Source organism: Larkinella knui (assembly GCF_003858645.1).
In the GTDB taxonomy this organism is placed as follows: domain Bacteria; phylum Bacteroidota; class Bacteroidia; order Cytophagales; family Spirosomataceae; genus Larkinella; species Larkinella knui.
Genome location: NZ_RQJP01000004.1, coordinates 568,704 through 589,200, shown reverse-complemented (window position 1 = coordinate 589,200; position 20,497 = coordinate 568,704). Strand labels below are relative to the sequence as shown.

Here is a 20,497-nt window from a genome sequence, read left to right as displayed (position 1 = left end):
TGTAGTTTAGGAACCCCTTCTTCAATTTAGAGGGTTAATCCAATAATTGAAATTCTTCTGTATGAACCATACGTATGTAATTATCATGGCTGGCGGAGTCGGAACCCGTTTCTGGCCGTTTAGCCGTACCAATAATCCCAAGCAATTTCATGATGTTCTCGGAACGGGCAAATCGTTGTTGCAACAAACCGCAGAACGCTTCGAGGGTATTTGTCCGAAAGACCATATTTATATTGTAACCAGTACCGAGTATCAAAAGCTTGTAAAAGAGCAGCTTCCGTATCTGAGCGACGATCAGATCCTGTGTGAACCCGTCCGCCGAAACACCGCACCCTGCATTGCCTACGCGGCCTATAAAATTGCCCGGCAGGATCCCGAAGCCAACATGGTTGTGGCACCGGCGGATCACATTATTCTGAAGGAAGACGAATTCCGGACTACGATTCGGACGGCATTGGACGCCACCGCCAGGCAGGATATTCTGGTCACGCTCGGTATTCAGCCCAGCCGACCGGATACGGGTTATGGCTATATTCAGTACATTCCCGATTCGGACAATGAGGGTTCTAAAAAAGTAAAAACCTTCACCGAAAAACCGCATCTGGAGCTGGCCCAGCAGTTTCTGGAAAGTGGCGAGTTTGTCTGGAATGCCGGTATTTTTGTCTGGAATGTGCAGGCCATTAAAAAGGCGTTTGAAACGTATATGCCTGAAACGGCGGAGATTTTTGCCGAAGGCAACGACTGGTACTTCACTGAAAAAGAAGAATCGTTTATCCACAAAGCCTACTCGCTCTGCAAAAATATTTCGATCGATAACGGCATCATGGAAAAAGCCGGCAATGTCTATGTCGTGTTGAGCGATTTTGGCTGGTCAGACCTGGGAACGTGGAAATCGTTGTATGAAGTATCCGAAAAAGATACCAATGAAAACGTCACGGATGGCACCCACATGCTTTACAATACCAGCAACAGCATCATTAAGACGCCGAAAGGCAAGCTGGTCGTTATCAGTGGATTAGAAGGATTCATCGTCGCTGAATACGATGGCGTTCTGATGATTTGCCCCAAAGATGAAGAACAAAAAGTGAAAGAATTCGTCGCCGATGCGAAGAATCACGGAGTACACTTTGTGTAACAAAGGATGATGGATTATGAACGATGAATGAGGCTGACGCAACCATTCATCGTTCATAACTCATCATTCAAAAGTGCTTCCACCCCTGCGCCTTAATCTGGGTATACTGCCCGGCTTTGGTGGCCAGCAAAACCGACTCCGGTTTATCGGTGAGATAACCGATGGGCGTGATTCGGGCGTGATTTTTTAGCTTCTCAAACTCCTGCGGACGGACGGTAAACAACAATTCATAATCTTCGCCACCGTTCAAAGCCGCCGTTATGGGGCTGACATTCAATTCGGTAGCGACCAGGTACGTCACATCGTCGATGGGAATATTTTCGTCGAAAATAACGGCTCCGGTTTTCGATTGGGTGCAAATGTGCAACAATTCGGAGGCTAAACCGTCTGAAACATCGATCATGGCCGTCGGCACTACGCCGAGATCCTGGAGTTCATACACAATATCGGTGCGGGCCGAGGGCCGAAGCTGACGCTCCAGCACATACGCTTTTTCTTCGTTGATCTCCGGCTGCATGGTCGGATCGGCCAGAAAAACCTGCTTTTCCCGTTCCAGGAGTTGTAATCCGCAGAAAGCCGCCCCCAAATCACCCGTTACACAGACCACATCGTTGGGTTGGGCGGTATTGCGGTACGTGATTTTATCTTTTGCTACCCGGCCGGTTACCGTCACCGAAATGACCAGTCCTGAGCGCGACGAAGTGGTGTCGCCCCCGATTAAATCGACCTGGTAGGCTTCACAGGCCGCTTTGATTCCTTCGTACAATTCTTCCACGGCCTCGACCGAAAACCGGTTGCTGAGGGCCACGCTGACCGTAATTTGCAGGGGTGTTCCATTCATGGCTGCAATGTCCGACACATTGACCGCTACCGCCTTGAATCCCAAATGTTTGAGGGGCGTATACGCCAGATCGAAATGAACGCCTTCCAGGAGCATATCGGTAGAAATGAGCCAGTAATCCGGCCCTCCGGTGTCGATAACAGCGGCATCGTCGCCAATGCCGCGGATGGTTTCGGGCTGCGACGGTTGCCCAAAGGCCCGGCTGATGCGATCGATCAGGGCAATTTCGCCCAAAGAATCCAGTTCAGTTCGTGTGTTCATACAGATACTAAAGCAAAAAAGCCGCTTTCGGTTCGAAAACGGCGAAATAGTAAGAAACAGTGCTCAGTTGGTACCCAACCGGAATTGGACCGGCTTACGGGTTTGCCAGCGTATATTTATTGGTGGTTCCTCCGGTTTTGCGGTCAGCCGTAGTCCGGGTCAGTTCCAGTGACGTTTCAGTGGCGATACCGATGTTGAATTCGATCGTTGGGCCATCGGTTGGTGCCGGGCTCAGGTTTTTCAGAATGAGCTTCGTATCGCCCTGCAATTCATATTGTCCCGTCGATGTAAACCCGTCGACCTGCTTGATCACTACCGTGGGCGGGTTACTCAAATCCAGCGAATATTGCGAATAGCCGGGTTTCACGTTACTGGTTCCTCCCTTGGTATAAACAACGACATTGTTTTCTTCCACTTTCTGCGCCGTCCAATTTCGCTTGATCCGGTCCGAAAGCGGAGTGGTTTTGTCTTTGCTGCATCCGGCTAAAACCGCAAATAAACCCAACACGGCAACAAAGGCGATATGAGTAGTCTTCTTCATATAACTTAATTTTTTTAAGGACTCGATCAGGTTCATCAGTAAGTGGTTAAAGTTACGCGTTTTTGTTAAATCCATATCTAATGTTATCGGTAAAGTTGCATTTTTGCTGCCTGAACTGTAATAGACCCATGACTATTGGTAAAAATGATACGTTGAAAGAATACACCCGTTCGCAACTGGCGCTTCGCAATGGCTCCGATCGCGACGAAATCTGGTGTGCTTATCAGGGCATCATTTACGATGTATCGCCCAGCCGTCTCTGGCGCAATGGCAAACATTATGAACATTGGGCCGGCCAGGATCTCACCGACGAACTGCCCGATGCGCCCCACGGCGAATGGGTCTTTGGGCGCTTCAAACCGGTCGGAAAATTAATCAGTTAACCAGCAAACGACAGTCCGAAAATGATACTTATTGCCGACAGCGGCTCCACCAAAACTGATTGGCGAACAATCGATACCCAGGGACAGGTCGGCCAGGCCAAAACCATCGGGTTTAATCCGTATTACCAGGATAGTACGGCCATTGCTGCCGAACTGCAAACCAGTCTGTTACCAACCATTCAAGAAACGGTGACGGACGTTTTTTATTACGGCACCGGTTGCAACAGTGAACAATCGTGCGGAATAGTCGAACAGGCGATTCGGGCGGTATTTCCGGATGCGCAAAACGTGCAGGTCAACAGCGATTTATTGGGTGCGGCCCGGGCCTTGTGCCACCACAATGCCGGAATTGCCTGCATTTTGGGAACGGGCTCCAATGCGTGTCTCTACGACGGCCATGCTATTGCCCAACTGAGCGGTTCGCTGGCGTTCTGGCTCGGCGACGAAGGAAGTGGCGGTTATTTGGGAAAAACCCTGGTAGTCCGTTTTCTACACGATCAGTTACCGCCTGAACTAGCCGAAAAATTCCGGAAGCGTTACCCTAAAGTTGATCGGCTCACGGTATTGGACCACGCCTACAAACAGCCTTTTCCGAACCGGTATTTTGCGTCATTTTCAAAATTCCTGTTCGATAACCGGAGCCATCCGGTAGCGTATCAGCTGGTTTACGACGCGTTCAGCCTGTTTTTTGACATTTACATCCGCAAATTTTCGAATGCCGACCAGCTGCCGATTCATTTTGTGGGTTCGGTTGCCTTTTATTACAGCGATATTTTGCGGCAGGTTGCCAACGACAAGGGGCTCACCGTGCGGCACATTCTGGAAACGCCCATCGCCGGGTTGACGCTCTATCACCAGGATGCGGAGTCGTTGTCTTCCGGAAAATGAGTCATAAAGCCAGAATTCAACTGTAAACGGCTACCTATAAAAGCGACCGATGGGATTGCTTTTACAGGTAGCCGTTCCATTTTTATGGCAAAAGCCGTCGCGGAGTTTATTCTGCCGCCTTCGATCTCGAATAAAACCTACTGTTTCAACACTTTGATGACTTTCAGAACGCTATTTTCATTGTAAATCTGAAGGAAGTACAAACCGGTTGGTAGCTGCAACGTTTTGACATCGAGCACCGCCTTGCGCTGGCCCGTGCTGATGGTCGTTTCCCGCAGTTCCCAGCGGTTTCCCGTTGTCGACGATAGCGAAAACCGGTAAGGTGCAGGCGTTTCCGCCGAAGTTGGCTGCGGCAGCGTCAGGTTAATTTCCTCACGGATCGGATTCGGATAAACCTGCCACGCATCGCCAACGGTTTCAGCACTTTCGGGCATGCTCTGAACGGCCACCCGACCCCCGCCCGGCACAAAGGAGAAGGCGATAGTTTTGGTAATGATCGTCTCCCCGCTGCCATTGGCACCGGTGAAAGCCGCCAATCGAAGCACATAGGTACCCGTCTGCGGTTTAAAACCGTCATCGTCACCAAACAGGCCAAACGGAGCCTGATTATCGACATAGTTGTTTTGCACGCCCCCCGTCAATTCAAAGGCAATGCTGCCCACCGGCACATTCGATGTACAGAAGAAATTGATCCGATCCGGCAAATTCGAGATGCCAATCGAGCTGCCGCTGATCAGTTCCTGAATGATCTGCCGTGACGCAGCGTTGCCCGCTTTCATCAGCTGAACCGTTAGCTGCGGCTCTCTGACCAGCAGTTTAAACGTAATCGAGTTGCTTTTCTGGTCAGGTCCCGTGCTTTTCACGGTTATAGTATACTCGCCGGCGGTTTGTGGCTTACCGCTCGATGTGCGGTTGGAAGCATTATAGGTGATGCCTTCCGGCAAACCAATCACCTCAACCCGAATCCCCGCCCCGGCATCCGGCAAGGTCAAGGTATAAAACAATCCTTTGGTGATAATCTGATCGTTAACCGCGTTTTTACCTTCACTACAGACTGTCGTATACGTGTATTTGGCAACTTTCTGGCTTTGGCGGGCTTCGATGTCAAACGTGCTGCCCTTCCACATCGTCAGGTAAAGTGTATGGGTTGAAGTCGTCGTCCAGTCGGTTACGCCAGCCGCCCGGTATTCAATGGGCGTATTGTCTCCCCCGCTGGTCCGAAACGTAATTTTACCGGTTTGGCAATCGTAGTCAGGGGCCAGAACGGTCAATGCCGTCGTCGTTGGTGTGGTCGGGGTGGTTGGCGTCGTCGGTGCGGGATTGACCGTCAGGGTAATGTCGATGCTGGTTTTAGCACCCTGATTATCGGTTGCACTGTAGGTCAGCCGGTAACTGCCCGCCGTGGGAACGGTTCCACTCAAGTTTCGGCTAACGGGATCGAAAGCCAGACCCGCCGGCAGGCCCGTCACCGCATACGTCAGCGGACTGCCTTCAGCGTCGGTGAAAACCGGCAGCGTTGTCAGGTAAGCCACTGTCGCCGTCGCCGATAAGCCCGGCACACTAGGAGCCACCGGTGGCTGATTCGTTGGCGTGGTTGGCGTCGTCGGTGTGGTATTGCCGTTACACGTCAAGGTTTTGGGGGAGCCTTTGAGCAAATAAGTCGTGCCCTGAACCCGGCCCCAGACCGAATACGTCTGGTTGTTTTTCAACTCTTCGGGGGTATCCCAGCGGTAGCCGTGACTGCCATTGCCTTTGCCATTGTCCTTCAAGTCCTGCCGGAATATATTCGCTTCGGTAGTGCCCACCAGCCGGGCCGACTCCAGGGTGTTACCCACCAGAAACTCAATCGTCAACGAGGTGTTGGGCCGGTTGGCATCCCAGATCCAGCCCGCGATGTTATTACAACTTACCAGATCCAGAAATCCATCAAAACTGCCGCTCACTACCGTAGTCGGGGTGCCCGGCGTCGTTCCTCCCGGAGCGGAGCCAACCGTCAGGGTGATGTCGATGCTGGTTTTAGCACCCTGATTATCAGTCGCACTGTAGGTCAGCCGGTAACTGCCCGCCGTGGGAACAGTTCCACTCAAGTTCCGGCTAACGGGATCGAAAGCCAGACCCGCCGGCAGGCCCGTCACCGCATACGTCAGCGGACCGCCCTCAGCGTCGGTGAAAACCGGCAGCGTCGTCAGGTAAGCCACTGTCGCCGTCGCCGATAAGCCCGGTACGTTAGGAGCCACCGGTGGCTGATTCGTTGGCGTCGTCGGTGTGGTATTGCCGTTACACGTCAGTGTTTTGGGGGAGCCTTTGAGCAGATAAGTCGTGCCCTGAACCCGGCCCCAGATGGAATACGTCTGGTTGTTTTTCAACTCTTCGGGGGTATCCCAGCGGTAACCATGACTGCCATTGCCTTTCTCTCTCAAATCCTGCCGGAATATATTCGCTTCGGTAGTACCCACCAGCCGGGCTGACTCCAGCGTGTTACCCACTAGAAACTCAATCGTCAACGGCGTATTTGGCCGGTTGGCATCCCAGACCCACCCCGCCAGATTCACGCAGTTCACCAGATCCAGATACCCCTCAAAATTGCCGCTCACCGGCGTTGTGGGTTGTGTTCCGCCCGGCACCGCGACGAGCAGGGTGATGTCGATGCTGGTTTTAGCACCCTGATTATCGGTCGCACTGTAGGTCAGCCGGTAAATACCTGCTGTGGGGACCGTTCCACTCAAGCTCCGGCTAACGGGATCGAAAGCCAGACCCGCCGGCAGGCCCGTCACCGCATACGTCAGCGGACCACCCTCAGCGTCGGTGAAAACCGGCAGCGTCGTCAGGTAAGCCACTGTCGCCGTCGCCGATAAGCCCGGCACATTGGGGGCCACCGGTGGCTGGTTCGTGGTGGGATTGCCCGGCGCGGTATTGCCGTTACACGTCAGGGTTTTGGGTGAACCTTTGAGCAGATAGGTCGTGCCCTGAACCCGGCCCCAGATGGAATACGTCTGGTTGTTTTTCAACTCTTCGGGAGTATCCCAGCGGTAGCCGTGACTGCCATTGCCTTTGCCATTGTCTTTCAAGTCCTGCCGGTAGATGCCCGCCAGACTAGTGCCCACCAGCCGGGCCGACTCCAGGGTGTTACCCACCAGAAACTCAACCACAAACGGCACGTTAGGCTGACTGGCATCCCACACCCAACCTGCAATGTTGTTACAGCTTACGACATCCAGAAAACCTTCCAGACTGCCACTATTCGGCGTTGTGGGTTGTGTTCCGCCCGGCACCGCAACGAGCAGGGTAATGTCGATGCTGGTTTTAGCGCCCTGATTATCGGTCGCACTGTAGGTCAGCCGGTAACTGCCCGCCGTGGAAACGGTTCCACTCAAGCTCCGGCTAACGGGATCGAAAGCCAGACCCGCCGGCAGGCCCGTAACCGCATACGTCAGCGGACCGCCCTCAGCGTCGGTGAAAACCGGCAGCGTTGTTAGGTAAGCTACTGTCGCTGTGGCCGATAAGCCCGGCACATTGGGGGCCACCGGTGGCTGATTCGTGGTGGGATTGCCTGGCGCGGTGTTGCCGTTACAAGTCAGTGTTTTGGGTGAACCTTTGAGCAGGTAGGTCGTGCCCTGAACCCGACCCCAGATGGAATACGTCTGGTTGTTTTTTAATTCTTCGGGAGTATCCCAGCGATAGCCGTGACTGCCATTGCCTTTACCATTGTCTTTCAAATCCTGCCGGTAGATCCCCGCCAGACTAGTGCCCACCAGCCGGGCTGATTCCAGCGTGTTACCCACCAGAAACTCAACCACAAACGGCACGTTGGGCTGATTGGCATCCCAGACCCAACCTGCAATGTTGTTACAGCTTACGACATCCAGAAAACCCTCAAAACTGCCACTGCCCGGAGCGGGTTTAGCAATAACAAATAAACTAAACGTAAGTGATCTGATCTCATTTCCTTTGTCATCCGTAGCCTTGACTACAAGCCGGGCGGTGCTAACTTGCGCAGGCACACCGGAGATGGTGCGGTTGCCGGTCGTATACGTCAGGCCATCCGGCATACCGCTTACTTTATACGTAATTCCGGCACCGGGATCCGGCAAGGTATAGGAATACGCATCCCCAACATACACCGTTTGATCGGGCAGCGTGGAAGAACCCGGCGTTGAGCAATTGGTGGTGTAAACATAACTGACTTCGCGGTCACCCTGGCGGGCCAGCAGCTTCATTTCCGTTCCGTTTAACCGATCAGACCCAATCGTAAACGTTGGATTGTTGCTCCATTCGGCAAATCCAGGAATCGCATAGATCATGGCGCTGCCGTCACCGCCTTCCGTACGAATGGTCAATTGCCGGGTCTGGCAGTTGAAGGTGGGAGCTACCATCGTTAACGGGGTATTGGCATTATCCCGAATGGTCATCACAAACACATCTTCAACCCTGGCACCGCGTTCATCGGTAGCGGTAACGGTAATGTTTGTTGCGCCGACTTTAGTAGGAGAGCCCGATATGGCCCGGGTCACTTTATCAAATGCCAGTCCTTCGGGTAAGGCACTCACGGTTACTTGCAGCGGTGTCGACGCCTGAAAGGTTTCTGCCGGAATTTTCAGAATAAAAAACTGGCCTATCGGATACGTCTGATCACTCAGCGGTTTGGCAACCACCGGAGCTTCGTATCCTTTACACGGCGTGGTGTAGCTGTATTTTATCTCTTTGAAACTCTGCCGGGCTATAATTTCGAAGGTGGTTCCGTTGCGCAGCCAGGGCGAAATGGTAAAGGTGTTATTGGGCGTCCAGTCTTCCGAAATACCGGCAGCTTTGAACTCAATCTTGGTGCCATCGCCCCCGCTGGTCCGGAACTTGATTTCGCCGGTGCTGCAATCCATCGTTGGTTCCAGCATGGCCAGTTGCTCCGCCGGGGTGGCGTTGTTGATGGTCAGCCGAAACTCCGTAGTCACACTGGCTCCTTTGTTGTCATTGGCTTTTACTTTCACCGTAATCGTTCCGGCCGTAACGGGCGTGCCTTTAATGGTGCGGCTGTCAGCTTCGTAATTGAGACCATTGGGTAAGCCCGTCACTTCCAGGCCGGTAATTTGGCCATCCGGATCGGAAAAGGTTTCGTTTTGAATGGTATAATTGAAGTTCTGACCAACGGTGGCGGTTTGAGCCGGAATGGATTTGCTTACAACAGGCGGTTTATTAACATCGTCCTGTTTGGTAATCGTTAATTTAAAGCTGGTCGAAACGCTGGTTCCCTTGTCGTCGGTAGCTTTCAGGGTGATGGTCGAAACGCCTTCGTTGGTGGGTTTACCACTGATTGTAACGTTGTCGGCGTTGTAGGAAAGTCCACCCGGCAAGTCAGAAGCTGTGATGTTTACAATTCTGCCATCCGGATCTTTGAAGGTTTCGTCGGGTATCCGAAACGAATAATCCAGTCCGACAAGCGCCGTACGGTCCTGAATCGGTTGCGACACAACCGGTGCCTGGTTGGCGTTCGGACCCTGAACATTGATTTGAAACTGCGTCGATACCGGCGAATTCTTATTATCGGTGGCCCTCACCGTAACCGTAATCGTACCCGCCGTGTTGGGCGTCCCGGAGATCGTCACCCCATTGGCCGAAAGCCCCAAAGCCGGCAAACCGGAACTAATTTCTACTTTGGTAATGGAACCATCCGGATCTTCGAAAGTGGCAGTGGGAATCGTGTATTCAAACGGTTTTTCGACATAAGCGGTCTGGTTCGGAATCGCCTGACGAACCCGGGGGTCCTGGTTGGCATTGTCTTCCAGCCAATCCTCATTCAAGGTAATATTGACGGGTTTACGGCCATTTTGGAAATACTGTTTCGACCACTGGTCTCCGGCGCGTCCGTCCGGATCGGAGACATCATCTCTAACCATCGACGACAGTTTGTAGCTCGTACTGCTGGCTGGCTGTATCTGCGTAACCGGTTGCGAGAGTAACCCCCGGCTAATGACTTGTTGAACCAGCTGGTTCAGGACCGGGCGGGCATCCCAGCCGGCGAAGTTAGCCAGCGTAACCATGCGGGCGCCCTGTTCGAAGCTTTCGGACACCTGATCATAGAAGCGATCGACCGGCACACTGCTGTGGTACAGGCCATCCACTTCATTACAAATCCACGCACCCGGCCGAACATTGCTCCGCACCACATCCATCGAAAACCGGTGGTTGTAGTCGGGACCATCGTTGATTTTAACGCCATCCGCATTTTGACCCAGGTTTTTGAACCCAAACGTTCCCCGCAAACCGCTCTGGCGATCCCACACACAACCATGCTGATTCACAACCTGAATCGAACCGTTGACTTCTTTGATGGTGCGGGTTGTCTCATCAAGAAACCGCTTCAGCATCATGTGACGAAAAACGTACCAGTCTTCGCCCCACCGTCCGCGGCCAAAAGAAACGTAGGGATCAGTCTGGTTGTAGGGCGTAGGCGTAACCGCTTCCCAGCGGCTGAAATCACTGCCCCAGCGCCGGTTCAAAGCATCCAGCGAAAACCGCCCCTGCAACCATTGCCGGAACCCCTGCTTCATGGGTTCACTGTAATCAAACGGAATAGGGTACGTTACGTCTCCACGCTGATTGCGGGGTGAATATTCGCCTTCCTGAATGGGAGAAGCGGTTGCCGACATAAACAGCAGTTGGTCCTGCTGTTGCAGATACTGGAAATGCTGCGTAACCTGCCGAACGAAATCTTTGGCTAATTCAAGGGTCGGCTGGTGGGCAAAACTGAACTGAACAGCGCCCCCAAAATTCATTACCGTGTTGTCGGCAGCCACCATGGCCTCGTTGTTACTGTAGAATCCACCGAGCGATTGCGGTTCGCGGGCCAGGTGAATCCGGATGGCCACCTTCATGCCCATCCGAAGGGCGGTATTGACGTGTGAATCGACAACCCGCCAGTTGGGAGCACTGTTGCGGGTGGCATACACCTTGTCCCAGTGAACCGAAATTTCAGCGGCATTACAGCCCAAACGTCCCGCAGCTTCAATGATTTCGTCGTCTTTGGAAGGATCGGTTTCGTAATTGAAAACGACAATGGCCAGATAACGCTGGCGTTCCGGGATTTTAGGGGCCGAAGCAGGGCCAGCCGACGGTTTATTTCCGCCATAGGCTGTTGCATTCGTATACACTAATCCAAGAAGTAATAAAAACGTAACAACTGTTACAGTCAAGGGTCTGATCATCAGTGCGATGGAATATATTTTACTTGATTTATCAGCTTGATGAGAATAAAAATTTAATGAAACGGAGAAATCATCTGCGTATCATCAAATTGGGCACTGTACTCATCCAGGCTAGCTTCGGTTGTCGACTCTGTGCGAGAAAAATCTCTGGGCGAATCGACCGAATGATGTGATTTGATTACGATTCCGACTATCGATCAGTCAGCTGTAATTCGATTTGATATCTTCGAAAGACAAAAATCATTCCAATGTATTGGTGTCATGGAATGCAACCCCAGCCAAGGGCATCCGTAGTGAAAGTCAAAAAACTAAACGAATGAACAAATGACTAGTATATAATATATTCGTAAAAACACACGAATAGACTTTTGTCATATATATGACAAACACTTCAAAAACTGTAGCGAATAAGAGCTGCAAAAATTGTGCGGGCGCTTTCTGAATTTATTATACGGTAGCAAAATCAGTAAACTTAAGTTTACCAAATGTTAGTAAGCGGTAACATTTATAGAGCAAAAATCGTCTCTTCCCACTTCTTAACCTGCACGGAAGCATCGAACTGGTGGCTTTTTTCGATCAGCAACTCCCGTTTATAGGAACCGGGGTCGTTCATCACCCGGAGCATGGCCTGCCTGAACAGGTCGGGAGTTGGGTAATCGATCAGTTCACCCATGCCCGGCACGATAAACTCTTTTGCCCCTCCCGCATTGGGTGCCACCAGTGGTTTTCCGAGCGAAGCCGCTTCGGTCATGATTTTACCAAACGGTTCTTCGCGGGAGGTCATCACCAGTCCGTCGGCAAGTTGCAGGTAGTTGTAATAATCGTCGGTTTGAACATCGACAAAACTCAGGTTTGGTAAATTCAGCGCTTTAATCTGGCGGTCGACCAGGTAATTGAGCCCGGTCGGTTTCGAATTTCCCATCCAGATGAAGTGGCACGGCTGGTCGGATAGGGCCTGGGCAATGAATGGAAAAATATCGACGCCTTTCCGGTAAATACGCGTACCAACCATCGTCCAGACGAAAGCACCCGGCGCGATATTCAGCTTTTTTCTCAGCTCTTCAACCCGCTCACCCGAGCTTTTATTCTTGCTTAAATCGACAATCGGATACAGCAAAGCCGTTCGTTTGGCACCCATTACCGACGCCAGATCACAGATCTCCCGGGTAACGCCAATGACCAGTTCTGAATACGTCATGGAGTGGGCCATTTCGTCGTAGGAAATCGACTCGAACGACGAATGCAACTCGTGAATCTGGGCAATCACCTTCACCCCCAACTGCTCCGCCAGCTTCGAAAGCGGAAACATCAGTACGGTATTCAAGTACCAATAATCGGCCTTGTACTGCTCCTGAAGCTTCCGAATGTTGTTTTCGTACACCTTTACACCCATGGCGTGCGCCACCTTGGAGTATACTTTTTGGGTAAATCCACGATTGAAAGGTGATGTAAACAGCGGTATATCGGCGGGCAGTTGCGCCGTCAGGGGTCCACGCTGTTCACTATACAGAGCCGATTGGATTTGCTGCCGGTCATAATTCTGCAGATACGTCCACAACACAACTTCCGAGCCGGTAAAAGACCCATAGGGCGTAAAGAATAGTATTTTTTTCATGAATCGAACAGAACTTCGGCTGCGAATATCTACCTAAATAACCACAACCCGGCAATTCAAATTGAAATTTGGCGTAAAGAACGGCAAACCTGAATCATCTACAATTTGTTACCCGAACGGATTGGCATTTCAATAGTATATTGCGGCTTCGCTGGCTTAACGGTTTTCCGATCGGGTCCAGCACGGCCCACTCACCGCCGATAGAAAAAGAATAGGAATCGCTTCGGCGATATGGAATTATGGCAAATCGTTATTTTTTGAAAGTAAAAGAAGTTGTTCGCCAGACACCGGATGCGGTTACGATCCACTTCTGGCACCCCATCAATGAAGTTATCCGGTATCAACCTGGTCAGTATCTGACGTTTATCCTGCCTTTCGAAGGTCAAAAAGTGCGCCGGTCCTACTCCATGTCCAGTTCGCCCCATACCGATGTGTCACTGGCCGTTACGATCAAACGCCTACCGGGGGGCGTGGTTTCCAATTACCTGTGCGACACGGTTAAAGTCAACGACAGCCTTGAAACGCTCGAACCACTAGGAACTTTTGTACCGAAACTAGACCCCAAAAATCAGCGCCGGATTATTCTGATCGGAGCCGGAAGCGGTATTACGCCCCTGATTTCGATGGCAAAATCCATTCTGCACGTTGAACCCCGGACGCAACTCTGGCTGCTCTACGGCAACCGTACCCGTTCGTCGATTATTTTTGAAAACGAACTCCATGAACTGGTGCAGCAAGCGGGCGGGCGGTTTCGGATCACCCACATGCTGAGTCAGCCGGACGAAAACTGGACCGGTTTGCGAGGTCGTCTGAATCAATCGTCCATTCTGAAGCTGCTGGAAGAACTGCCGATTGACGAAATCCGCCGGACCGAATTCTACATTTGTGGCCCCGACGGGTTGATGGACGAAGCCCGTGGAGCCCTTAAATTACTGAACGTTCCGACCGATCAGGTTCATAAAGAAAGCTTTGCGACGGTTTCGCCCGAAGTCCACGGCGAGGTTGTGGAAGACGAACCGGTAAACGCGTCGCCGTCCAAACCGGAAGTTACCGTTTTATACGAGGGAAGCGAATACAAGTTTATTGTCGGACCGCACCAAACGATCCTGGAAGCCGCGCTGGAATTGGACATCGACCTGCCTTATTCCTGTCAGGCCGGAATGTGTACGGCCTGTATGGGCCGTTGTTTGTCGGGCAAAGTGCATCTGGACGAAGAAGACGGTTTGGCAGAATCTGAACTCAAAGCCGGCTATATTTTAACCTGCGTGGCGCATCCGCTAACGAATGATGTCGTCATTGAAATCGAGTAAAATTTATACAAAGAATTGAAAAAAGCTTAGTTTTTTCACCACGCCCCGGCGAAATCAGTAAGCAATTTTATGAATATGGAAACGACACTCATCCTTCCAACGCGGCCCGCCCGACCGTTTATTGGCGAAGACTTTGTTTTGAGAACCTGGGACGAAGTTAAACCGCTCTACGATAACCTCGTCGAACGGCCGATCAACAACGCCGGCGAACTGCGTCAATGGTTGGCCGACCGCAGTGAACTGGAATCGTATCTGTCCGAAAACTTTGCCTGGCGGTATATCCGCATGACCTGCGACACGTCGGATCCCGAATTGATCAAACAGTTCAATTTTTTCATTACTGAAATTCAACCGCAGCTATCGGCTTACGAAAACACGCTGGACAAACGGACCGTCGAGAGTCCTTACCTGGCCGAATTGCGGGAATCCGGCTTTGCTATTGCCATTCGCGGCATGAAAAAAGCAATTGAAATTTTCCGCGACGAAAACATTCCGCTGCAAACGGAAATCCAGACCGAGCAACGCAAGTATGGCGCTCTGGTTGGTGCCATGACCATCGAAATAACGAATGCGGACGGTATTTCGGAAGAAATCACCTTGCCCCAGGCCAGCACCTTGCTGCAATCGCCCAACCGGGCGGTGCGGGAGGACGTGTGGCTGAAAATTCAGGAACGGCGGTTTCAGGATAAAGAGCAACTGGACGATCTCTACACCCGGCTGCGCGATTTACGCCATCAGGTGGCGCTCAATGCCGGTTTTGCCAATTTTCGTGACTACATTTTTGCCGCAATGGGCCGCTTCGATTATACGCCCCAGGATTGCTTCGATTTTCACACTTCCGTTTCAAAGGCCGTGGTGCCGTTGCTGGATAAACTGGCGCTGGAACGGAAAGAAAAGCTGGCAAAAGTCGACGCATCGTTCGATACCCTGCGGCCGTGGGATGCGAAAGTGGACCCCGACGGTTTACCGGCCTTGAAACCGTTTAAAACCGGCGACGAATTATTGAATAAAACCATCACCTGTTTCAGCCGGCTCGATGCCGCCGTTGGTAGCTCGTACCTAAGTGATTGTCTGCGGATTATGAAGGCCATGGGTCATCTGGATCTCGAATCGCGGAAGGGCAAAGCGCCGGGCGGTTATAATTATCCGCTGGAAGAAATCGGGGTGCCGTTCATTTTTATGAATGCGACCTCGAGCCTGCGCGATCTGGTGACGATGGTGCACGAAGGTGGCCATGCCGTGCACTCGTTTCTAACCCGCGACCTGCCCCTGAAACCGTTCCGAAATCCGCCTATGGAAGTGGCCGAACTGGCGTCGATGTCGATGGAATTATTGACCATGGACTACTGGGACGTGTTTTTTGAAAATCCTGAAGACCTGAAGCGGGCCAAAATTCAGCACCTGGAGTCCATCATCGAAACGCTGCCGTGGGTGGCTACCATCGATAAATTTCAGCATTGGGTATACGAAACGGCCGCTATCACCCCGGTTGATGCGGTGGAGGAGCGCAAAACGGCCTGGCTGCGCATTTTCGAGGAATTTTCGGATACCGTAACGAGTTGGGAAGGTCTGCGCAACTATGAAGCCTATGGCTGGCAAAAGCAGCTCCATTTGTACGAAGTTCCTTTCTATTACATCGAGTACGGTATTGCTCAACTGGGCGCAATTGGCGTCTGGATGAATTTCCGTCAGGATAACCGGAAGGGATTACAGGGCTACATGAATGCCCTAAAATTAGGGTATACCGCGCCAATCCGTGATATTTACCGGGCCGCCGACGTTCCGTTCGATTTTTCGGAAGACCACATCGGGCGCCTGATCCGGTTTGTCTGGGATGAAATCGAACGGTTGAAAAGCTGAGTATTTCACCTCTACCCATCCAAAAGGGGTCTTTTACATCCGGATGGATACCGGCCAGCCCCCTTCAGAGTAAGTAGGGATGAAAACCGGAATGATAAATTTTTGAAGTATTATTGGCGAATTGGCTGGTAGTCTATAGTTTTGTACTGAATTTTGTAAACCGCTTGTATGAAAGGTCTTTTGAATATAGGAGTATTCCTGCTGGTGGTCGGTTCGCTGACTTCCTGCGATTACCAGAAATATAACAGGATTCGTCAGAATGATTACCGGGATGGCGACAAGTATGTATACGGCCCCGGCCTGGATTCAGCCGCCGTTCAGACGACGTATAAATACACTTCCCGGCCCGAATTAGCGGAACGCACGAATAAAATTCGTCAGAAATTGTTCGGTAAGTCAGGTCTCTGAAGCTAAAAACGAAAAAAATAGATTGGATGACCAAGGCGATGTAAAGGCTTCATGAAGTCCTTGCATCGCCTTTTCACTGTTCGCCGGTTTTATCCTGCGGTATAGACAATTAGAATTTTTTTGATTTACTTTACACCTAATTCTCAGCAAAGAATAGTATTTTTTTGATGTATCCAACCTTATTTTGTCAAGAAGCGATATGAATATTGCATTAGTTACAGGTTCTGCCGGACTGATCGGTAGTGAATCAGTTGCCTTTTTCTCAGAAAAATTCGACCTGGTAATTGGCGTTGATAACAATTTACGTCAGTATTTCTTCGGTGCCGATGGCTCAACCGATTGGAATCGCGACCGTCTGAAGGATTCGTATACCAATTACCGCCATTATAAAGCTGATATCCGCAAAGTTGAGGAACTGGAACCGATCTTTAAGGAATATGGTACGGACATCAAACTGATCGTTCACGCGGCTGCGCAACCCAGCCACGACTGGGCGGCCCGTGAGCCCTTTACCGATTTTACGGTGAATGCCAACGGTACGCTGAATATGCTGGAGATGAACCGCCAGCATTGCCCCGAAGCGGTATTTATCTTTACTTCTACCAATAAAGTATACGGCGACAATCCGAACTATTTGCCACTGGTGGAGACTGAAACCCGCTGGGAAATTGACGAAAGTCACCCGTATTTTGCCAACGGTATCGATGAGCACATGTCCATCGACCATACTAAACACTCGCTGTTCGGCGCGTCGAAAGTAGCCGCTGATATTCTGGTGCAGGAATATGGCCGGTATTTCGGCATGAAAACCGCCGTTTTCCGGGGTGGCTGTCTGACGGGCCCCAACCACTCGGGTGCGCAGTTACACGGTTTCCTTTCGTACCTGATGAAGTGTGCGATCACGGGCAATCACTATACCATTTTTGGGTACAAGGGCAAGCAGGTGCGCGACAATATCCACAGCCATGACCTGGTAAACATGTTCTGGCATTTTTACCAGAACCCGCGTCCGGGCGAAGTATACAACGCCGGCGGTGGCCGTCACGCCAATTGCTCGATGCTGGAAGCCCGGATCCTGTGCGAAGAAATTTCCGGTAACAAGATGAACTTCAGCTATTCGGATACCAACCGCATCGGCGATCACATCTGGTACGTTTCCGATTTGTCAAAATTCAAGAGCCATTACCCGGACTGGAATTGGGAATACGATCTGCGTCAAACCCTGGTGCAAATGCACGACAGCATGGTGAAGCGTTTGCAGGTTCAGATATAACCCGTTCTGAGAGCGCATTTAAATGTCAGCCGCCCGCAGGCGGCTGACATTTTTTAGTTCTGAAGGTATGCTTAGTTTTGACTCAAATCCCCTCGTTTTTCTGGGAATTGGCTACGGTCTGCTCTGGCTGACGGGTGCTTTGGCAATAAGCCCGGCCTGGCTACGTCCGAATACGGTCTGGCGAAGCCCGAAGCTGTTTTTGATCATTGCCCTGGGGTCGGTGGTTTTCATGCGGTTACCGGTGGTGGTTTTTAACCAGGAACTGAATCCCGACGAAAGTCAGATTATCGCCCAGGGGCTGACCTTAAGCATCGATCCGGTATTCTGGCGCTCCGTCGACGGCACAACCGGCGGCCCGCTCGACAGCTACCTGCTCATCATTCCCAGTTGGCTGGGCCTCTCCTTCGACTACATCTCGGCCCGTATTACCGGTCTGATCCTAATTATTTCCAGTTTGTGGCTGCTGTTCCAAACGCTGAAACGCTGGTTTGGCGAAGAGGTAGCCCGCTGGGCCCTGATGCCTTCCCTGATTCTGCTGGCCATGACCCAAAACGGGGATCTGGTTCATTACAGCAGCGAACATTTGCCCATCTTTCTGCTGAGTCTGCTGTATTACGGGTATGCGCGTTTGCAACAGGAGCCGATTCCGGCCCAAAGTCAGATTTTTCTGGTCGGGCTGGTGGCCGGTATGGTTCCGTTTGGCAAACTTCAGGCGGTTCCGATGATGTTCTGCGTTGGGTTGTTCGTAACCATCGACCTGCTGACGCGTCCGAATCTGACGGTTCGTCAAAAAACCAGCCGGTTTCTCTGGCTCATGGCGGGCGGCATCAGTTTTCCGCTCCTGGTCGTTGCTCTGACTTCCCTGACGGGCGTATTTGACGACATGGTTACGTTTTACATCGTTGCCAATTTCAATTATGGTGCCGGCGATGGGCATACCACCTGGGATCATCTCCTGCGGCTTCCGGCTTTTTTCCGCCGGATCGAAGAATTTAACTGGTTTATCTGGCTTTCGGTGCTTCTGGGTTTCACGTTTCTGGTTTTCCTGATCCGAAATCAGTTTCGATTGTATACCAACTGGAAGGTGTGGCTGTTTCTGGTGTGCCTGATCGGTTTTATCCTGATCGCCATTACCCGTACGGGTTCGGAATATACCCATTATCTGCTGTTTCTGATTGGCCCGATCGGGCTCCTGAATGCCTGGTTTCTGAGTGAAATCCGGTACTATACCCGCAATCGCCGGTGGGTGGCCACCCGCATGGCCGCCGTAGTGCTGGCCGCAGCCTTGATTCCCTACGGGGTTCGTTACGTGAACCGGGGCCTAAACCGGATGCCCTTGAACGACTGCGTGCAGAATAGCCGAAAAATGCCTCAATCGGCGGTAACCCAACGCATTTTACAATATGCCAAACCGGGCGAAAAACTGGCGGTTTGGGGCTGGATGTGTAAGTATTACGTGGAAGCGCAAATGCCGCAGGGCGTAAACGAAAACCATACCATTCGCAGCGCGTTCAACCATCCCATGCGCGACGTATACCGCCAGCGATACCTGGCCGATCTGCGCCGTTCGAAGCCCCCGGTTTTTATCGATGCCGTCGGGCAATCACTCTGGCTCAATGACCGGGCCACGCAGGCTCACGAATCGTTCGGTGCTTTACGGGACTTGATTGCCGCAAATTACCGCTTTGCCGGTGAAATTGATAAAACGCGCATTTACGTCCGCGCTGACCGCTACAAACAACCGATCACAAGTACCAATAGTTATGTGGATTAAAAAAGGACTTATTTACAAAACCGACGGATCACTGCCGTTTAGCCGTACGCACGCCCAGGTTCCGTTTGCCTACCCGATTAGCGACGAACGGTTGCGCGTTTATTTTGCCACGCGCGACGAAAACCGTTCGTCGTCCACCTCGTTTGTGGAACTGGACGCCAACGATTTTTCGAAAGTCGTATACATTCATGACAAACCGTGTCTGAGCAAAGGTGCTGTCGGGATGTTCGACGAAACCGGAGCGATGCCTTCGTGGTTCATCAAACGGGGCGATGAAATCTGGCTGTATTATACCGGCTGGAACAAAAGCGAAACCGCCTGGTACCGGCTCGGGATTGGACTGGCCATCAGCCGCGACGGTGGATTGACCTTTGAGCGGGCTTATGACGGCCCGCTGCTCGACCGTTCGATTTACGATCAGGTCTGGATCGCCCAGCCCTGTGTGATGGTCGAAACCGACGCCGACGGAACCGAACGCTGGCGGATGTGGTATCTGTCGTGTACCAAAATTGAAATCATCAATAACCACCCGGAACCGTTTTATAACGTAAAATACGCCGAGTCGAAAGACGGCATTACTTGGGAACGAACCGGCATCACCTGTATCGGTTACAATGAATTTACCGATGCCATTGGCCGCCCGGCGGTAATTAAAGACGGGGATTTGTACAAAATGTATTACTCATACCGGAGTGCTACCGACTTCCGGACCAGTGTGGAAAAGAGCTACCGGATTGGGTATGCCGAGTCGAAGGACGGTATTACCTGGGATCGGAAAGACGACCAGGCCGGAATCGAGCGGTCGGCAGAAGGGTGGGATTCGTCCATGATGGATTATTGCCATCTTTTTCAGCATCAGGGCCAGTGGACGATGCTCTACAATGGCAACGGTTTTGGCGCTTCCGGCTTTGGGTATGCTGTACAGGAAGATGTTCAGTAAGGAATTATTCCATAACGACTTACCGGTAAGAAGGTCCGCAGGAAGCGTACGTTTACTAAAATACGGCTGATT

The 20,497-nt window shown here is 51.6% G+C and carries 13 protein-coding genes; 9 read left to right on the top strand and 4 right to left on the bottom strand.

From position 1 onward, the window contains the following. Positions 1-61: 61 nt before the first annotated feature. The gene (locus tag EHT87_RS20855) at positions 62-1,135 is read left to right on the top strand and encodes a mannose-1-phosphate guanylyltransferase (RefSeq protein ID WP_124908596.1); all 1,074 of its coding nucleotides are present in this window, start codon (positions 62-64) and stop codon (positions 1,133-1,135) included. A gap of 67 nt (positions 1,136-1,202) precedes the next feature. On the opposite strand, the gene thiL is transcribed toward EHT87_RS20855, so the two are convergent. Continuing rightward, complete coding sequence (gene thiL, locus EHT87_RS20850) at positions 1,203-2,237, bottom strand: thiamine-phosphate kinase (RefSeq protein WP_124908595.1); 1,035 nt, start codon at positions 2,235-2,237, stop codon at positions 1,203-1,205. A gap of 94 nt (positions 2,238-2,331) precedes the next feature. Next, entirely contained in the window at positions 2,332-2,778 is a 447-nt protein-coding gene (locus EHT87_RS20845) for a hypothetical protein (RefSeq protein ID WP_124908594.1), read from the bottom strand. A gap of 128 nt (positions 2,779-2,906) precedes the next feature. Between EHT87_RS20845 and EHT87_RS20840 the strand changes: the two genes are divergently transcribed. Both EHT87_RS20840 and EHT87_RS20835 read left to right on the top strand, forming a co-directional pair. After that, positions 2,907-3,161, top strand: coding sequence for a cytochrome b5 domain-containing protein (locus EHT87_RS20840; protein WP_124908593.1), 255 nt, complete (start codon positions 2,907-2,909; stop codon positions 3,159-3,161). Between the two features lie 21 nt (positions 3,162-3,182). Then, a complete protein-coding gene (locus EHT87_RS20835; protein WP_124908592.1) occupies positions 3,183-4,049 on the top strand; it encodes an N-acetylglucosamine kinase in 867 nt (288 codons plus the stop codon). A gap of 137 nt (positions 4,050-4,186) precedes the next feature. Here EHT87_RS20835 and EHT87_RS20830 read toward each other — a convergent pair whose 3' ends face one another. Together EHT87_RS20830 and EHT87_RS20825 are read right to left on the bottom strand one after the other, a co-directional pair. Continuing rightward, positions 4,187-11,233, bottom strand: a complete 7,047-nt coding sequence (locus EHT87_RS20830) for a putative Ig domain-containing protein (protein WP_185716298.1) — start codon at positions 11,231-11,233, stop codon at positions 4,187-4,189. A 517-nt stretch (positions 11,234-11,750) separates the two neighbouring features. Beyond that, the gene (locus tag EHT87_RS20825; RefSeq protein ID WP_124908590.1) at positions 11,751-12,860 is read right to left on the bottom strand and encodes a glycosyltransferase family 4 protein; all 1,110 of its coding nucleotides are present in this window, start codon (positions 12,858-12,860) and stop codon (positions 11,751-11,753) included. 239 nt (positions 12,861-13,099) lie between these two features. Between EHT87_RS20825 and EHT87_RS20820 the strand changes: the two genes are divergently transcribed. From EHT87_RS20820 to EHT87_RS20795, 6 genes are all read left to right on the top strand, one after another. Further along, entirely contained in the window at positions 13,100-14,170 is a 1,071-nt protein-coding gene (locus EHT87_RS20820) for a ferredoxin--NADP reductase (protein ID WP_124908589.1), read from the top strand. A 69-nt stretch (positions 14,171-14,239) separates the two neighbouring features. Next, positions 14,240-16,030: a M3 family oligoendopeptidase gene (locus EHT87_RS20815; RefSeq protein ID WP_124908588.1), complete on the top strand. Its 1,791-nt coding sequence runs from the start codon at positions 14,240-14,242 to the stop codon at positions 16,028-16,030. A 168-nt stretch (positions 16,031-16,198) separates the two neighbouring features. Further along, positions 16,199-16,438, top strand: coding sequence for a hypothetical protein (locus tag EHT87_RS20810; protein WP_124908587.1), 240 nt, complete (start codon positions 16,199-16,201; stop codon positions 16,436-16,438). Positions 16,439-16,637: 199 nt separating this feature from the next. Continuing rightward, entirely contained in the window at positions 16,638-17,711 is a 1,074-nt protein-coding gene (locus EHT87_RS20805; RefSeq protein ID WP_124908586.1) for an NAD-dependent epimerase/dehydratase family protein, read from the top strand. Between the two features lie 67 nt (positions 17,712-17,778). Next, positions 17,779-19,485 (top strand): phosphatase PAP2 family protein, encoded by a 1,707-nt coding sequence (locus EHT87_RS20800; protein ID WP_124908585.1) that lies wholly within the window; start codon positions 17,779-17,781, stop codon positions 19,483-19,485. Continuing rightward, positions 19,475-20,425 carry a glycoside hydrolase family protein gene (locus EHT87_RS20795; protein WP_124908584.1) on the top strand — a complete coding sequence of 317 codons (951 nt, stop codon included), beginning with the start codon at positions 19,475-19,477 and terminating at the stop codon, positions 20,423-20,425. The genes EHT87_RS20800 and EHT87_RS20795 overlap by 11 nt, the downstream gene beginning before the upstream one ends. The last annotated feature ends 72 nt before the right edge of the window (positions 20,426-20,497 follow it).

What these genes read in the sequence shown, in the direction of transcription:
- EHT87_RS20855 (WP_124908596.1), top strand. Translation starts at nt 62, where the DNA reads ATGAACCATACGTATGTAATTATCATGGCTGGCGGAGTCGGAACCCGT.
- thiL (WP_124908595.1), bottom strand. Translation starts at nt 2,237, where the DNA reads ATGAACACACGAACTGAACTGGATTCTTTGGGCGAAATTGCCCTGATC.
- EHT87_RS20845 (WP_124908594.1), bottom strand. Translation starts at nt 2,778, where the DNA reads ATGAAGAAGACTACTCATATCGCCTTTGTTGCCGTGTTGGGTTTATTT.
- EHT87_RS20840 (WP_124908593.1), top strand. Translation starts at nt 2,907, where the DNA reads ATGACTATTGGTAAAAATGATACGTTGAAAGAATACACCCGTTCGCAA.
- EHT87_RS20835 (WP_124908592.1), top strand. Translation starts at nt 3,183, where the DNA reads ATGATACTTATTGCCGACAGCGGCTCCACCAAAACTGATTGGCGAACA.
- EHT87_RS20825 (WP_124908590.1), bottom strand. Translation starts at nt 12,860, where the DNA reads ATGAAAAAAATACTATTCTTTACGCCCTATGGGTCTTTTACCGGCTCG.
- EHT87_RS20820 (WP_124908589.1), top strand. Translation starts at nt 13,100, where the DNA reads ATGGCAAATCGTTATTTTTTGAAAGTAAAAGAAGTTGTTCGCCAGACA.
- EHT87_RS20815 (WP_124908588.1), top strand. Translation starts at nt 14,240, where the DNA reads ATGAATATGGAAACGACACTCATCCTTCCAACGCGGCCCGCCCGACCG.
- EHT87_RS20810 (WP_124908587.1), top strand. Translation starts at nt 16,199, where the DNA reads ATGAAAGGTCTTTTGAATATAGGAGTATTCCTGCTGGTGGTCGGTTCG.
- EHT87_RS20805 (WP_124908586.1), top strand. Translation starts at nt 16,638, where the DNA reads ATGAATATTGCATTAGTTACAGGTTCTGCCGGACTGATCGGTAGTGAA.
- EHT87_RS20800 (WP_124908585.1), top strand. Translation starts at nt 17,779, where the DNA reads ATGCTTAGTTTTGACTCAAATCCCCTCGTTTTTCTGGGAATTGGCTAC.
- EHT87_RS20795 (WP_124908584.1), top strand. Translation starts at nt 19,475, where the DNA reads ATGTGGATTAAAAAAGGACTTATTTACAAAACCGACGGATCACTGCCG.